The sequence below is a fragment of the Symbiopectobacterium purcellii genome (genome assembly GCF_019797845.1).
GTDB classification, from domain to species: domain Bacteria; phylum Pseudomonadota; class Gammaproteobacteria; order Enterobacterales; family Enterobacteriaceae; genus Symbiopectobacterium; species Symbiopectobacterium purcellii.
In genome coordinates this window covers 2,603,532-2,619,503 of sequence record NZ_CP081864.1, presented here as the reverse complement: position 1 = coordinate 2,619,503, position 15,972 = coordinate 2,603,532, and the positions used below count along the sequence as shown (strand labels likewise).

At 53.8% G+C, this 15,972-nt stretch carries 14 protein-coding genes; 6 read left to right on the top strand and 8 right to left on the bottom strand.

The genetic code is table 11. The features are described 5' to 3' along the window. Positions 1–282: 282 nt before the first annotated feature. Positions 283–2,040 carry a 30S ribosomal protein S12 methylthiotransferase accessory factor YcaO gene (gene ycaO / locus K6K13_RS12315; protein WP_222157302.1) on the bottom strand — a complete coding sequence of 586 codons (1,758 nt, stop codon included), beginning with the start codon at positions 2,038–2,040 and terminating at the stop codon, positions 283–285. A 269-nt stretch (positions 2,041–2,309) separates the two neighbouring features. Here ycaO and serC point away from each other — a divergent pair, with 269 nt between their 5' ends. The 6 genes from serC (at position 2,310) to K6K13_RS12285 (ending at position 9,738) form a co-directional block, all read left to right on the top strand. Continuing rightward, positions 2,310–3,395, top strand: coding sequence for a 3-phosphoserine/phosphohydroxythreonine transaminase (serC, locus tag K6K13_RS12310; protein ID WP_222157301.1), 1,086 nt, complete (start codon positions 2,310–2,312; stop codon positions 3,393–3,395). Between the two features lie 141 nt (positions 3,396–3,536). Beyond that, positions 3,537–4,823: a 3-phosphoshikimate 1-carboxyvinyltransferase gene (gene aroA / locus K6K13_RS12305; protein WP_222157300.1), complete on the top strand. Its 1,287-nt coding sequence runs from the start codon at positions 3,537–3,539 to the stop codon at positions 4,821–4,823. Between the two features lie 185 nt (positions 4,824–5,008). Next, complete coding sequence (cmk, locus tag K6K13_RS12300; RefSeq protein ID WP_222157299.1) at positions 5,009–5,698, top strand: (d)CMP kinase; 690 nt, start codon at positions 5,009–5,011, stop codon at positions 5,696–5,698. Between the two features lie 123 nt (positions 5,699–5,821). Beyond that, positions 5,822–7,495, top strand: coding sequence for a 30S ribosomal protein S1 (gene rpsA / locus K6K13_RS12295; RefSeq protein WP_222157298.1), 1,674 nt, complete (start codon positions 5,822–5,824; stop codon positions 7,493–7,495). Between the two features lie 100 nt (positions 7,496–7,595). Continuing rightward, positions 7,596–7,880, top strand: a complete 285-nt coding sequence (ihfB, locus tag K6K13_RS12290; protein WP_195312909.1) for an integration host factor subunit beta — start codon at positions 7,596–7,598, stop codon at positions 7,878–7,880. Between the two features lie 238 nt (positions 7,881–8,118). Further along, on the top strand, positions 8,119–9,738 hold the full coding sequence (locus K6K13_RS12285) for a methyl-accepting chemotaxis protein (RefSeq protein WP_222157297.1): 1,620 nt from the start codon (positions 8,119–8,121) through the stop codon (positions 9,736–9,738). Positions 9,739–9,803: 65 nt separating this feature from the next. On the opposite strand, the gene hisIE is transcribed toward K6K13_RS12285, so the two are convergent. From hisIE to hisD, 7 genes are read right to left on the bottom strand one after another with little or no spacing between them, the layout of a single operon-like run. Continuing rightward, positions 9,804–10,418: a bifunctional phosphoribosyl-AMP cyclohydrolase/phosphoribosyl-ATP diphosphatase HisIE gene (gene hisIE / locus K6K13_RS12280; protein ID WP_222157296.1), complete on the bottom strand. Its 615-nt coding sequence runs from the start codon at positions 10,416–10,418 to the stop codon at positions 9,804–9,806. Further along, entirely contained in the window at positions 10,412–11,188 is a 777-nt protein-coding gene (gene hisF / locus K6K13_RS12275) for an imidazole glycerol phosphate synthase subunit HisF (RefSeq protein WP_222157295.1), read from the bottom strand. The genes hisIE and hisF overlap by 7 nt, the downstream gene beginning before the upstream one ends. Continuing rightward, positions 11,170–11,907: a 1-(5-phosphoribosyl)-5-[(5-phosphoribosylamino)methylideneamino]imidazole-4-carboxamide isomerase gene (hisA, locus tag K6K13_RS12270; protein ID WP_222157294.1), complete on the bottom strand. Its 738-nt coding sequence runs from the start codon at positions 11,905–11,907 to the stop codon at positions 11,170–11,172. Before hisA ends, hisF begins: the two co-directional genes overlap by 19 nt. A 5-nt stretch (positions 11,908–11,912) precedes the next feature. Continuing rightward, on the bottom strand, positions 11,913–12,503 hold the full coding sequence (hisH, locus tag K6K13_RS12265; RefSeq protein ID WP_222157293.1) for an imidazole glycerol phosphate synthase subunit HisH: 591 nt from the start codon (positions 12,501–12,503) through the stop codon (positions 11,913–11,915). Continuing rightward, entirely contained in the window at positions 12,503–13,570 is a 1,068-nt protein-coding gene (gene hisB / locus K6K13_RS12260) for a bifunctional histidinol-phosphatase/imidazoleglycerol-phosphate dehydratase HisB (protein ID WP_222157292.1), read from the bottom strand. The genes hisH and hisB overlap by 1 nt, the downstream gene beginning before the upstream one ends. A 15-nt stretch (positions 13,571–13,585) precedes the next feature. Further along, positions 13,586–14,656 carry a histidinol-phosphate transaminase gene (gene hisC, locus K6K13_RS12255; RefSeq protein WP_222157291.1) on the bottom strand — a complete coding sequence of 357 codons (1,071 nt, stop codon included), beginning with the start codon at positions 14,654–14,656 and terminating at the stop codon, positions 13,586–13,588. Then, on the bottom strand, positions 14,653–15,972 hold the full coding sequence (gene hisD, locus K6K13_RS12250; RefSeq protein ID WP_222157290.1) for a histidinol dehydrogenase: 1,320 nt from the start codon (positions 15,970–15,972) through the stop codon (positions 14,653–14,655). Before hisD ends, hisC begins: the two co-directional genes overlap by 4 nt.

The window sequence follows — 15,972 nt, the reverse complement described above, 5'->3', positions numbered from 1 at the left end:
AGAATACCGTGAAAAAGAGTTAAATGATATGCGTTTTTGTATCATTTCGGTGTTATGGGTTGCTGCAAATTAATTAAAAATTCACCGTTTAATAACAATAAGTACATTATTCTTCATTTTTTGTGAAATGCCGAATTATTCGGATTGTGCAGATATAAGATAAGCGGAAGGTAAAATCTGGCGTATTGCTGGAAAAATGATCGACAAAAGGAAGGTTGTTGTTCGAGGTCCAGCAGTCTGAATGCTCCCCGGCGTTAACCGGGGAGGTTGGGCGATACGGCATTAGCCCCAGAAACGACGCTTCGCCGCTTGCAGTTTCTCGTAAGCTGCCAGCAGCGATTGGTGCGCGGGCAATGTGGTGAAGGTGTCGTCGACGTCAAACAGTCCGTAGAAACACTGCTCACCGGCAATAGCCGCACTTGCTGCTTCGACGGTATCACTGCCGTACATTTTCACAAACGCATCGTAATACTGCGATGGTTCACGCGCTTCATCCAATGCCAGCGTCAACAGTGTCTGCAAACAGCGGTAGTAGTTGCTGCGTGACGGACTGAAAACGGAGCCGTTGAAATCCTGCGTCCATTCTGCCCAGATTAAGGCCTGTTCCAGATCGCCGCCTGCCAGCGCCAGCATGGCTTTCAATTCACCGATGCGCAGCGTGAGCCAGCCGTTATCCTTGCCGGTTGCCAGCCCCAGCAATTCGCGCACGCGGGTGAAGTCATCAAAACCTTCATCATCCAACTGAGCAATCAGATCGAGATAGGCCTGCTTTTCCCACTGACTGCCGGGCAGAGAGAGGATCGTCTCGCGTAGATGAACACCCATATTGTTGTTTGCCAGCAGCAGATCGTCTGCCGGATAAATGTCGGACATCCCCGGCACGATAATGCGGCATGCATATACAGACAGGTGCTCGTAATCGGCGATGTACACCTCTTTGTGCTCTTTGTGGAAAATGGCCATCAAGGTAGCAAATTCCTGCTCGGTGCTGCCTGTAAAGCTCCAGTCGACAAAGGGATAATCTGCGTCGGTTTTAAACAAATCCCACGAGATCAAACCGCTGGAATCGATAAAGTGGGTTTCCAGATTGGCATGATCCGCCACATCGTCATTATCGAAACTGGGTGGGGTAAAGACATCAAGATCTTTCAACCCGCGTCCTTGCAGCAGTTCGGTGACGGTACGCTCCAGCGCGACGCCGAAATCCGGGTGCGAACCAAAGGAGGCGAAGCAGGTGCCATTGCTGGGGTTAAACAGCACCACGCAGATCACCGGGTAATTACCGCCCAGCGACGCGTCATAGGCAAGGATCGGGAACCCTTCTTTTTCCAGCGTGGCGATGGCTTCCACTACGCCGGGATAACGCTGTAACACGCTGTCTGGGATGGTCGGCAGGCTGATGGTTTCGGCAATAATGCGGTTTTTGATGTGGCGTTCGAACACCTCAGACAACCCCTGTACACGCGCTTCATTGGCGGTGTTGCCGGCGGACATACCGTTGGAGACGTAGAGGTTGCCGATGATATTCATCGGGATGTAGACCGTGGTGTCATCGGATTGACGGGTAAACGGCAGGGCGCAGATGCCGCGTTCATCGTTGCCGGATTGCAAATCCACCAACATGCTGGCGCTCAATTCGTTGTCAGGATCGTAAAAGGCGCGCAGGTGATCATCCAGAATCCCTGGCGGCAGGCTGTCATCATCCGGCATTGGGAACCACTGCTCGTTCGGGTAGTGTACAAAATCGCCGTTTGCGATTGACTTGCCGAGATAGAAATCGGCAAAGAAGTAGTTGGTGGAAAGACGCTCAAAATATTCACCTAAGGCTGAGGCCAGGGCGGCTTTCTTACTGGCGCCTTTGCCGTTGGTAAAGCACAGTGGGCAATCTTTGTCGCGAATATGCACGGACCAGACGTTAGGCACCGGATTGAGCCAGGAGGCTTCTTCGATGTTGAACCCCAGGTCACGGAGTTGCTGTTGAAAACGGGCGATGGAGTCTTCCAGGGCGGCGTCTTTGCCTGGGATGAACGTTTGGCTCATGATTGTCACTTTTCTCTTTTATGGGATGTGCATCATACGGATTTTTCATGGACAACTCCACGCTGTCGCCGTGCGGGTTTTATACGGGAAAGCGTAATAAGGATTGCAGCGAGAAGGAGCCAGTGATAAAAACAAATGATGACGGTTGCTGCAAAAAACCATGATGGCGGCTGCAAAAAGCCAACGTGGTTGTTGCAAAGAATCATAATTATCGCTGTAAAACAGACAAAACGTTAAAAATAGTCGTACTAAATACGTGGTGAGGGGAAATGACACAAGTTTTCAATTTTAGCGCCGGTCCAGCCATGCTGCCGGTTGAAGTGCTGCGTCGTGCCGAGCAAGAGTTATGTAACTGGCGTGGGCTGGGAACCTCCGTAATGGAAATCAGCCACCGCAGTAAAGAGTTTATGCAGGTGGCGGCGGAAGCCGAACAGGATCTGCGCGATCTGTTAAAGATCCCCTCCAACTACAAAGTGCTGTTTTGCCAAGGCGGTGCCCGCGCGCAGTTCGCTGCCGTACCGCTGAACCTGCTGGGTGACAGCGCCAAAGCGGACTATATCGACGGCGGCTATTGGGCGCACAGTGCGATCAACGAAGCGGAGAAATATTGCAAACCGAACGTTATCGACGTGAAAACCCGCATTGACGGCCTGCGCGCGGCCAAACCGATGCGTGATTGGGCACTGTCTGACGATGCGGCTTTTGTGCACTACTGCCCGAATGAAACCATCGACGGTCTGGCCATTGAGGAAACCCCTGATTTTGGCGACAAGGTTGTGGTCGCTGACTTCTCCTCCAGCATCCTGTCCTGTCCGATCGATGTCAGCCGTTTCGGCGTGATTTATGCCGGTGCGCAGAAAAACATTGGCCCAGCAGGGCTGACGTTGGTGATTGTGCGCGAGGACCTGCTGGGTAAATCCCGCAGCGTGCTGCCGTCGGTACTGGATTACAAAATCCTGGCGGATAATGACTCTATGTACAACACACCGCCGACCTTTGCCTGGTACCTTTCTGGCATGGTGTTCAAATGGCTGAAAGAACATGGTGGCCTGGTGGAGATGGAAAAACGCAATCGTGAGAAAGCGGATCACCTCTACGGCGCTATCGATAGCAGCGATTTCTACCGTAACGACGTGCTGGCCGCCAACCGCTCGCGCATGAACGTGCCGTTCCTGCTCGGTGACGACGCGCTGGATAAGCTGTTCCTGGAAGAGTCCAAAGCGGCGGGGTTGCATGCGCTGAAAGGCCACCGCGTGGTGGGCGGAATGCGTGCGTCACTGTACAACGCAATGCCGCTGGAAGGCGTGCAGGCGCTGACCGCCTTTATGGCCGATTTTGAACGTCGCCACGGCTAATACCGCAGCGAGTGACGTCGTGGTTTGTCCGCGACGTTGCAGGTTGTATCGTTGCCGCTGCCCGCAAAGCGGTAACCTGTTTCCAGTAAGCCCCGGTTTGCACCGGGGTTTCTTATGTTGATGACCGGAGTTAAGAGTTACATGCAGGAATCCCTTACCCTACAGCCTATTTCCCTGATCGATGGTGTGATTAACCTTCCCGGTTCGAAAAGTGTCTCTAACCGTGCGTTGTTGCTGGCCGCATTGGCAACGGGGACGACGCGTTTGAAAAATCTGCTCGATAGCGATGACGTTCGCCATATGCTGGATGCGTTACAGGCGTTAGGCGTGCAATATCAGCTTTCGCCCAGCCGCACCGAGTGCGACGTCACCGGTATCGGTGGGCCGTTCACCGCGTCGCAACCGTTAGAACTGTTTCTCGGCAATGCGGGCACGGCGATGCGCCCACTGGCCGCCGCGCTGTGCTTGACGCAGGGCGATATTGTCTTGACCGGCGAGCCGCGTATGAAAGAGCGACCGATCGGTCACCTGGTGGATGCGCTACGCCAAGGCGGCGCGACCATCGATTACCTTGAACAGACCAACTATCCGCCATTGCGCCTGCACGGTGGCTTCCAGGGCGGTGAGATTGCCGTGGATGGTAGCGTCTCCAGCCAGTTCCTGACCGCGTTGCTGATGACAGCGCCATTGGCGAGCAAAGACACCCGCATCAGTATCAAAGGCGATCTGGTGTCCAAACCCTATATCGATATCACGCTGCGCATGATGAAAGATTTCGGCGTCGAGGTGCATAATGAGCATTACCAGCACTTCAGCGTACAGGGCAACCAGCAATACCGTGCGCCGGGCGAGTATCTGGTGGAAGGGGATGCCTCCTCCGCGTCCTATTTTCTGGCGGCGGCGGCTATCAAAGGCGGTACGGTCCGTGTCACGGGCGTGGGGCGTAACAGCGTACAGGGTGATATCCGGTTTGCTGACGTGCTGGAAAAAATGGGGGCCATCATCCGCTGGGGCGATGACTATATCGAGTGTCAGCGCGCTGAGTTGCACGCCATTGATATGGACATGAATCATATTCCCGATGCGGCCATGACCATTGCCACGGCAGCACTGTTTGCCGAGGGGGGCACCACAACGCTGCGTAATATCTACAATTGGCGGGTAAAAGAGACTGACCGTCTTGCGGCCATGGCAACGGAACTGCGTAAAGTCGGTGCCACGGTGGAAGAGGGTAACGATTATATTCGCATTACACCTGCCCCGCAGTTACGTTTTGCCGAGATCGGCACCTACAACGATCACCGTATGGCGATGTGTTTCTCACTGGTGGCATTATCGGATACGCCGGTGACCATTCTCGACCCCAAATGCACGGCAAAAACCTTTCCGGACTATTTTCAGCAGTTGGCGCGTCTAAGCCACGGTTAATAACCGGACAGTGGTGCGCTTTTCCTGTAGGGCGGGCATGAGTCCGCCCTCTGTTTTGCAAGGCATCTTCTGAAATTTTATCTTTCTCCGGGTGTTAGATTAACGGTTTTGCTCGTTGGCGCGTATAATGAGGCACCGTAAGTCGTAACAGACCTCGCGGTTGACCCGAGTAATAGGAGAAAGAGATGGCGGTAACGGCACCGGTAATTACGGTTGATGGGCCGAGTGGCGCAGGCAAGGGAACGCTGTGCAAGGCGTTGGCAGAAGCATTGCAGTGGAATTTGTTGGACTCGGGCGCGATTTATCGCGTACTCGCGTTGGCTGCCTTGCATCATCAGGTTGATATCGGTTCGGAAGAAGCGTTAGTGCCGCTGGCGTCGCACCTTGATGTACGCTTCGTTGCTGAAGACGGGCAACTGAAAGTGATTCTGGAAGGCGAGGACGTCAGTAACGAAATTCGTAATGAAACGGTCGGTAATACTGCCTCGCAGGCAGCCGCTTTTCCGAGTGTGAGAGAAGCCTTATTGCGCCGTCAGCGCGCATTTCGTGATGCGCCGGGACTGGTGGCGGACGGCCGCGATATGGGAACCGTGGTGTTCCCCGATGCGCCAGTGAAGATTTTTTTGGATGCCAGCGTGGAAGAACGCGCACAACGACGCATGCTACAGTTGCAGGAAAAAGGCTTTAATGTTAACTTTGAACGTCTTTTGTCCGAGATAAAAGAACGGGATGCGCGCGATCGGAATCGTTCGGTAGCACCGCTAGTCCCTGCTGCAGATGCGCTGGTGTTGGATTCGACCGATATGTCTATCGATGATGTTATTGCGAAATCGCTCACTTATGCGCGTGAAATCCTTGCTCAATCACAGGGTTGATTGAGGCGCGGTATAGCATTGTTTTTTTAACCTTGTTGTAAGGATAACAGCAGGGCATGTGAAACAACCCCATCAAGCAGGATGCCAGATGGACGTTAAATTGAAACCCTTAAGATTAACAACATGACTGAATCTTTTGCTCAACTCTTTGAAGAATCGCTGAAAGAAATCGAAACTCGTCCGGGTTCCATCGTTCGCGGCGTTGTCGTTGCTATTGATAAAGATGTCGTACTGGTTGACGCCGGTCTGAAATCTGAATCTGCCATTCCGGTAGAGCAATTCAAAAACGCACAAGGCGAACTCGAAATCCAGGTGGGTGACGAAATTGACGTTGCCCTGGACTCGGTAGAAGACGGTTTCGGCGAGACCCTGCTGTCTCGTGAGAAAGCGAAACGCCACGAAGCCTGGCTGATGCTGGAAAAAGCCTACGAAGAAGCTGCGACCGTTACCGGTGTTATCAACGGTAAAGTGAAAGGCGGCTTCACGGTTGAACTGAACGGCATCCGTGCGTTCCTGCCGGGTTCTCTGGTTGACGTTCGCCCGGTTCGCGATACGCTGCACCTGGAAGGCAAAGAGCTTGAGTTTAAAGTGATCAAGCTGGATCAGAAACGCAACAACGTTGTCGTTTCCCGCCGTGCCGTTATCGAATCCGAGAACAGCGCTGAGCGCGATCAACTGCTGGAAAACCTGCAAGAAGGCATGGAAGTTAAAGGTATCGTTAAGAACCTCACTGACTACGGTGCATTCGTTGACCTGGGTGGCGTTGATGGTCTGCTGCATATCACTGATATGGCGTGGAAACGCGTTAAGCATCCGAGCGAAATCGTCAATGTTGGCGATGAGATCACTGTAAAAGTGCTGAAGTTCGACCGCGAACGTACTCGTGTGTCTCTGGGCCTGAAACAGCTGGGCGAGGATCCGTGGGTTGCTATCGCTAAGCGCTACCCGGAAAACACCCGTCTGACCGGTCGTGTAACCAACCTGACTGATTACGGCTGCTTCGTAGAAATCGAAGAAGGCGTTGAAGGTCTGGTACACGTATCCGAAATGGATTGGACTAACAAAAACATCCATCCGTCCAAAGTGGTTAACGTGGGTGATGTGGTTGAAGTTATGGTTCTGGATATCGACGAAGAACGTCGTCGTATCTCCCTGGGCCTGAAACAATGCAAATCCAACCCGTGGCAGCTGTTCGCTGAAACCCACAACAAGGGTGACCGCGTAGAAGGTAAGATCAAGTCTATCACTGACTTCGGTATCTTCATCGGTCTGGATGGTGGTATCGACGGTCTGGTACACCTGTCTGACATCTCTTGGAACGTGGCTGGCGAAGAAGCCGTTCGCGAATACAAGAAAGGTGATGAAATCGCCGCTGTTGTTCTGCAAGTTGACGCAGAGCGTGAGCGCATCTCCCTGGGCGTTAAACAACTGGCTGAAGACCCGTTCAATAACTATCTGTCACTGAACAAAAAAGGTGCGATCGTAACGGGTAAAGTCACTGCTGTTGACGCAAAAGGTGCTACAGTTGAATTAGCCGATGGCGTTGAAGGTTACCTGCGTGCTTCTGAAGCCTCGCGTGACCGTGTAGAAGACGCTACGCTGGTTCTGAACGTTGGTTATGAAGTTGAAGCCAAATACACCGGTGTTGATCGTAAAAACCGTGTTGTAAGCCTGTCTGTACGTGCGAAAGACGAAGCGGATGAGAAAGACGCTATCGCTACCGTAAACAACAAACAGGAAGAAGGTAACTTCTCCAGCGCAATGGCTGAAGCGTTCAAAGCAGCTAAAGGCGAGTAATAGGGTGGGATGAGTCGGCCATGCGGCTGGCTCATTCTGTTACGGTAGTAAGTCAATCGTGGCTATCCAATATTGATATAACCACGCACTTGGAGGAATTATGACCAAGTCTGAACTGATCGAAAGACTTGCTGGACAGCAATCTCATATCCCGGCCAAGGTGGTTGAGGATGCAGTGAAAGAGATGCTCGAGCAGATGGCGGCAACGCTGGCTGATGGTGATCGTATTGAGATCCGAGGGTTCGGCAGTTTTTCACTTCACTACCGTGCACCACGCGTTGGGCGCAATCCGAAAACCGGTGAAAAGGTGGAGCTGGAAGGTAAATACGTTCCTCACTTCAAACCGGGTAAAGAACTGCGCGATCGTGCAAATATTTATGGCTAATACCCCGAGATAATTTGTACGGAATACCGTGGTATTACTTGCAATAGACTGTAATGTCTAGCTTTTTCAAAAGGCACCTCTTAAAGGGTGCCTTTTTTATTGCCGCTAAACTTAACTATCTTGCAATCGTTGCCAATATTGCGAAGTTTGCGCCAAAAGCGCAAAGCGCCGATAAACCTGCCCGTAATGTCAACCGATAACCTTATTAAATCTATGGTTTACTTTGTAAGGGAGTATCATGTTGAAAAATATATCGATTCGTACAGGGTTATTGACATTACTCGGGATGATGGCCGCACTGTTGTTGCTGGTAAGCGCCACGGGAATCCTTGCTATCAATAAAAGTTACGATGCCTTGGTGGTGCTAAATCGTATTCAGGGAGTGGAACTGGGTAATCTGGCGAGCAGCAACACCAACATGCAGCGTGTGCGTGTTGCCGCGTCTTTTGCGATTCGTGCATTGGAAACGCAGCAGTGGGATGACGCCATGGCAGCGGCGGGCCGTTCCGGGCAATATGCTATTGCCGCGAAAGCCGATTTAGACCGTTTTTTTACAGCAACCAAGGGTACCGGACAGGGAGAAATACTGGCTCAGGATATTGCTCAAGCCTATAAAAATTATTACGAAAATGGCATCTTGCCGATGCTCGATGCGTTAAAAGGTCGCGACATTGAGCGTTATTATCAATATCAGGTCACCCAGCTCAAGCAGCTTGAGACCGTATTTGATAACGCCAATAAAACCTATTTCGACTATGCCCAGCAGGCTGGAGTCAATCAGCTTATGCAGGCTTCAGAAGGTCGGATACGTATGCTGTGGCTTATTGGTGCGTGCTGCGCTGCCGTGGTGGTGTTGATTGTGCTGTCCTGGTTGATGTTGCGCGCGCTGCTGCTCAAACCGCTCACGAGCGCCATCAACCACCTGGAATTTGTCGCTTCGGGGGATTTAACCCAAACGTTGCCTGCGTCTGCGAAAAATGAACTGGGTCGATTAAACCGCGCGTTGCAAGATATGCAGCAGTCGTTATCAGACTCCGTAGTGCGGGTGCGGGAAGCCAGTGAGCAGATAGATGTGGGCAGCCGAGAACTGGCGCAAGGCAATGAAGATTTATCGCGTCGCACCGAGGAATCTGCCGCGTCGTTGCAGGAAACAGCGGCCAGCATGGAGCAATTGACGGCAACGGTACGCAACAATGCAGACAATGCGCGCCAGGGGCATACGTTGGCGGAAGATGTGGCACAAACAGCGCAGCAGGGTAATCAAGTGGTACAGGAAGTGATGGCGAAGATGCAGGAGATTGCGACCAGTGCCAATAGTATTGGCAACATTCTCGGTGTGATTGATGGCATTGCGTTCCAAACCAATATCCTGGCGTTGAACGCCGCCGTTGAAGCCGCGCGTGCGGGTGAACAAGGGCGTGGTTTTGCCGTGGTAGCTAATGAAGTGAGAACGTTAGCGCAGCTTAGCGCACAAGCCTCAAAAGAGATTCATGCCCTGATCGTGGATTCCAACACGCGCGTCAGCGAAGGCTCTACCCTGACGGCGCAGGCCAGTGAAACCATGTCAGCCATTTCTACCCAGATTATTAACGTCAATGCATTGATGAAAGAGATTGCGCAGGCATCCCAGGAACAGAGCCACGGTATCGATCAGGTTAATATCGCGGTCACACAGATGGAGGTGGTTGCGCAGCAAAATGCATCGCTGGTCGAAGAGGCGACGATGGCAACCCGTTCGCTGGAGGATCAGTCAAGACAGCTGATTTTGGCGATGGATACCTTTAAAGTGCGGCGCGTACAACCGTTGCCGGGAACCACATTGCCGTCATCGGTGCTGCTGACGCACGCGTCGCTGTAGGGGGTGTTGCTGATAACAAAAGGGAAATTCCGGGCCAGACCGGAACTTCCCTTGTGGTGATACTGCTATTTGGCGTGACGAGCTTTGAGACGGCCAATAATGGTGGCCAGATCCAGTTCTTGATCCTGTAACAGCACCAGCAGGTGATACATAAGATCAGCCGCTTCGTTAGTCAGCTCTTCGGTATCGTGTACGGTGGCGGCCAGTGCTGTCTCCAGCCCTTCTTCACCAACTTTTTGCGCAATGCGTTTGGTGCCGCTGGCATACAGTTTTGCGGTATAAGAGCTGGCCGGGTCTGCCTGTTTGCGGCTCGCTAATAATTGTTCTAACTGATGCAAAAACAACCATTCATGCTGCGCCGGGGCAAAACAGCTGCTGGTGCCTTGGTGGCAGGTCGGACCGATGGGGTCTGCCAGCACCAGCAGGCTGTCATTGTCACAATCCGGCGTAATGCTCACGACGTTAAGGAAATGGCCGGAGGATTCGCCCTTGGTCCACAGCCGCTGTTTGGTGCGGGAATAAAAGGTGACCTTGCCGCTCTGCTCGGTGGTGTCCAGCGCCGCCTGATTCATGTACCCCAGCATCAACACTTCACCGGATACCGCATGTTGCACGATGGCGGGGATCATCCCGTCGGTTTTTTCCCAATCAAGTTGGGCCTTCTGTTGTTGGCTTAACACGCTCTGATCTCCACACCTTGTTGCTTAAGGTATTGCTTTAATTCGCCAATATTGATGATTTGCTTATGGAATACTGAAGCAGCCAGCGCACCGTCCACCTGAGCCTGCTCGAAGGCTTGCAAAAAGTGCTCAGGTGTACCGGCCCCGCCAGAGGCGATCAATGGAACATGGCAACGTTCACGCACCAACTTAAGCTGTTCCAGATCGTAACCGTTACGCACGCCATCCTGATTCATCATGTTCAGTACAATTTCACCGGCACCACGTTGTTGCACTTCCTGCACCCAATCCAGCGTTTCCCACTGGGTAACACGGGTGCGGCTTTCATCACCGGTATACTGATTCACATGATAACGCCCGGTAGCGCTGTCATACCAGGTATCAATACCGACAACGATGCACTGTACGCCATAACGATCGGCAAGGCGGGTGATCAAGGTAGGATCGGCCAGCGCCGGGGAGTTGATTGAAATTTTATCGGCACCGAACGAGAGGATTTGTCCGGCATCTTCGATGCTTTTGATGCCACCGGCCACGCAGAAGGGGATATCAATCACTTCTGCCACACGGGATACCCAGCTCTTATCGACCACACGGCCGTCTGACGAGGCGGTGATATCATAAAAGACCAGTTCGTCTGCGCCTTCCTGCGCATAACGCTGTGCTAACGGAACGATATCGCCGATGATTTCGTGGTTGCGAAACTGCACCCCTTTAACCACCTGACCGTCACGCACGTCAAGACAGGGAATTATCCGTTTTGCCAGCATGTGATGGCCTCCGTTACATTGAATTTTTCTTCGAGCAGTGCTCGCCCGACGATCACGCCTTGCACACCGCTGCCGCGCAGATTGGCGATATCCTGCAACCCGCCAATGCCGCCAGAAGCCTGGAAGGCAATCTGCGGATAGCGTTGGCATACTGCACGATAGAGCTCTACGTTGGAACCGCTCAGCGTACCGTCTCGGGAAATGTCGGTACACAGCACATGTTTCAGACCAAATGGCTGAAATTGTTCGATGACGTGCTCCAGCGTGGCACCGGAGTTTTCCTGCCAGCCACTGATGGCAACCTGTTTGACGCCTGCGTTATCAATGCGCACATCCAGCGCCAGCACCAGTGCATCAGCGCCATAACGGGTAAACCATGCCTGTACCAACTCCGGTTGTTTCACGGCCGTCGAACCAATTACGACGCGGGTCGCCCCGGCGTCTAGCAGCGCGACGACATCTTGCTCGGTACGGATACCGCCACCCACCTGTACCGGTACATTAACGCCTGCTAACAGGGTTTTCAGTAGTGGGATCTGGCGTGCCGCCGGATCTTTTGCGCCGGTCAAATCCACCAGATGCAGCACCTCAGCGCCTTGTTGCTGATAGGCTTGCAAACGAGGCAGGGGATCGCTGCCATACTGGCGTTGCTGACCGTAGTCACCCTGATGAAGACGAACCACCTGTCCGTCGATAAGATCGAGTGCGGGAATAATCATGCTGATTACATCTCCAGAAAGTTTTTCAGCAACTGAGCGCCAGCGGCCCCAGAGCGTTCTGGGTGAAATTGCACGCCGTAGAAGTTGTCCTTCTGTACTGCGGCGGTAAAGGCCTCACCGTACTCTGCTTGTGCGATGGTGTTGACACATACCGGCATGGCATAGCCGTGCACAAAGTAGAAGTAAGCACCTTCATCAATCCCTTGGAACAGACGGTGTCCGGCCTGCGGAGTAACCTGATTCCAGCCCATGTGCGGTAGCGGCAGGCCGCGGTCCTGCATTTTTTTTACCGCAACCGGAATGATATTCAACGTATCAATCCCGCCATTCTCATCGCTGGCAGCGCCGAGCAGTTGCATGCCGAGGCAAATACCGAGCACCGGTTGGGTGCAGGCTTTGATCAACGGAATTAAATCACGGGCGGTAAGTTGGTCCATGGCGGCCTGTGCCGTGCCGACGCCGGGCAGAAACAGTTTGTCGGCGCGTAGCACCACCTCGGCGTCGCGGCTCACCACCGGGTCATAGCCCAGGCGACGCACTGCGTAGGTGACAGAGGCGAGATTGGCGCAACCGGTATCGAGAATCACCACATTCATCACAACACCCCTTTCGAACTGGGCAGGGTATCACCCTCCACACGAATGGCCTGGCGCAGCGTGCGGCCAAATACCTTGAACAGGCTTTCTACGCGATGGTGATCGTTACGGCCTTTGGTTCTTAAGTGCAGCGTGCACCCCATGGCATAGGAAAGCGAGCGGAAGAAGTGCTCGACCATTTCTGTGCTTAAATCGCCTACGCGCTGGTAGTTAAATTCGGCTTTATATTCCAAATGGGGGCGCCCGGAAATATCCAGCGCGCAGCGTGCCAGACATTCATCCATCGGCAGCACAAAGCCAAAACGACCGATACCGCGCTTGTCGCCCAACGCCTTGTTCAGCGCTTCGCCCAACGCAAGGCCGGTGTCTTCCACCGTGTGGTGATCGTCGATATACAGATCGCCTTTCACATCGATGTTCATGCGGAATCCACCGTGGGTGGCAATCTGGTCGAGCATATGATCGAAGAAACCGACGCCAGTGTGGATCTTGCTGCCGCCTTCCTGATCCAGCCACACTTCCACATTAATGGACGTTTCTCGGGTCACGCGGTTCACCAGCGCATGACGATTACGCTGGGTGAGCTTGTCGGTGATGGTCTGCCAGTCAAGGCCATCACGTTGATAGCGTAATCCGGTGATCCCCATATTTTGTGCCAACTGCACGTCCGTTTCGCGATCGCCAATCACGTAACTGTTGGCGTTGTCCATCGGGTTTTGTTGCAAAAAAGCATCCACCAGCGCGGTTTTGGGTTTGTGACATGCGCAGTTATCCGCAGGAAAATGTGGACAGATCAGCACCTCATCAAACGTAATGCCCTGCGAAGTAAAAATCTGCATCATCAACTGGTGCGGTGGATCAAACGTCTCTTGCGGGAAACTGGGCGTACCGAGTCCGTCTTGATTGGTGATCATCACCAGCTTGAAACCGGCTTTCTGCAAACTCAGCAGGGAAGGGATGACGGCAGGCTCCAGCGCCAGTTTATCTAACCGATCAACCTGGAAGTCTTGCGGCGGCTCGGCAATCAGCGTGCCATCGCGGTCAATAAAAAGAAATTTCTGTCCCATGTCTGCTCCTGGTGATTACTCGTTAATGCCGGATAAGGCGCGCAGTGCGGCAACCACCTGCTGGCATTCGCCACGGCTGCCGATAGTGATGCGCAGGCATCCGGAAAGGCCGGGCTGTTTGTTCTGATCGCGTAAAATAATGCCCTGATCCCACAGCGTTTTGAACACATTACTGGCGGCAGCGAAACGTACCAATACGTAGTTGCTGGCGCTGTCAAACACCTGTTCCACACAAGGTAACGGCGCCAGCGCGGCCATCAGCCAGGCGCGGTTTTCTGCAATCTCAGCGACACGTTCACGCATCGTGTCGATTCCGGCGTCATCCAGCGCTTGCGCAGCGATATCTGCCACCGGCGTTGACAGCGGATAAGGTGCGATGACCTTCAGCAGCAGTGCGATCACGGGTTCATTCGCTAACGTAAAGCCGCAACGTAATCCTGCCAGCGCGAACGCTTTAGAAAGGGTACGCAGTACCACCAGATGCGGATAGTCTGCCAACCAGCCAGCGACCGTGGAGCCGGGGTTGAATTCGATATAGGCTTCATCCACGACCACCAGCGCTTTGCCTGCAGCCAGTGCCAACAACTTACGCAGATCGTCTGCGTCAAGGACATTACCGGTCGGGTTGTTGGGGCTGCACACGTAAATCAGTTTTACCCTACTAAGATTTTCTGCAATAGCAGGCAAGTCTAACTGCCAATTCGCCGTGCTGGGCACCGTACGGCGTTCAACGCCCAGCGTTTCCGCGCTGACGCCATACATGCCGTAGGTGGGAGGACAATAAAGCACGGCATCTTGTCCCGGTTCGCAAAAGGCACGGATCAGCAGTTCGATCCCTTCGTCTGCACCGCGACTGACCAGCACCTGCTCGGGCTTGACGCCAGCATAGGCTGCATAGCGTTCGATGACTACCGGCGGTTGGCATTCAGGATAACGGTTCAGCGTCTGTGCGGTGAGTTGGAATTCTGGTGCCTGGAAAAATTCGTTGGCATTGAGCCACACATCACCTTTACCACCCAGGCGGCGTGCCGATTGATAGGGCGTAAGCGTGCGTACATTGGCGCGAGCCAGTTGTTCAATGCTCATTGGGTTTCCTTCTCTTTCAGGGCAGCGACGCGTAGCGTGACGGCATTCTTGTGGGCAACCAGTTGTTCTGCCTGAGCTAACACCTCAATGGTGGGCGCCAGACGCAGAAAACCTTGCGGTGTTAGCTGTTGAACGGTCATGCGTTTCTGGAAATCCGCCAGCCCCAAACTGGAGTAAGTGGCGGTATAGCCATAGGTCGGCAGTACGTGGTTGGTGCCAGAGGCGTAATCCCCTGCGGATTCCGGTGACCAGTCACCGAGGAATACCGAACCTGCGCTGGTGATGTGTGCAACCAGCGCTTCGGGGTCGCGGGTTTGAATAATCAAGTGCTCCGGCCCGTACTGATTGCTGATATCAATGCATTGCGCCAAATCGCGCGCCACAATGGCTCGGCTGCTGTCCAGCGCCTGACGTGCGATCTCTGCACGCGGTAGCTGGGCTAACTGCTGTTGCACGGCCTGCGCCACGGCGCGGGCCAGAGCGGCATCCGGCGTGACCAGAATCACCTGGGAATCTGGGCCGTGCTCTGCCTGTGATAACAGATCGGAGGCCACAAACGCGGGAGTTGCTCCGCTGTCGGCGATCACCAACACTTCGGAAGGCCCCGCAGGCATATCGATGGCTGCGCCATCCAGACGCTGACTCACCTGGCGTTTAGCTTCGGTCACATAAGCATTACCAGGGCCAAAAATTTTGGCAACGCGGGGGACGCTCTCGGTGCCGAATGCCATGGCGGCGATAGCTTGCGCACCGCCCAATTGAAACACTTCCTGCACGCCACACAGTTGGGCGGCATACAGAATTTCATCGGCAATCGGCGGTGGCGAACAGAGAATTACGCGACGGCACTCGGCGATACGCGCTGGCGTGGCCAGCATCAGCACTGTAGAGAACAGCGGTGCGGAACCACCGGGAATATATAAGCCTACGCTGTCGATAGGGCGCGTGACCTGCTGGCAACGCACGCCCGGTTGGGTTTCCACATCAACGGGCGGTAAACGCTGTGCGTTGTGGAAGGTCTCAATGTTGCTGACGGCAATCGCCATTGCCTGTTTGATGTCGTTGCCCAATCGCGCGGCTGCGGCAGCAATTTGCTCCGGCGTAACGCGAATCGCGTCCACGTTAACCTTGTCAAACTGGGCACTGAAAGCGCGCAGTGCGCTGTCGCCTTCGGCTTTTACCCGATCGAGAATCTCGTTCACGCTACGGGTGATGCGATCGGAAGCCGAAATAGCCGGGCGGGTCAGCAACTGCTGGCGCTCTTGTTCAGCGCACTGTTCCCACTCAATAAGCGTATCGAAATTGCGTCTGGTCAT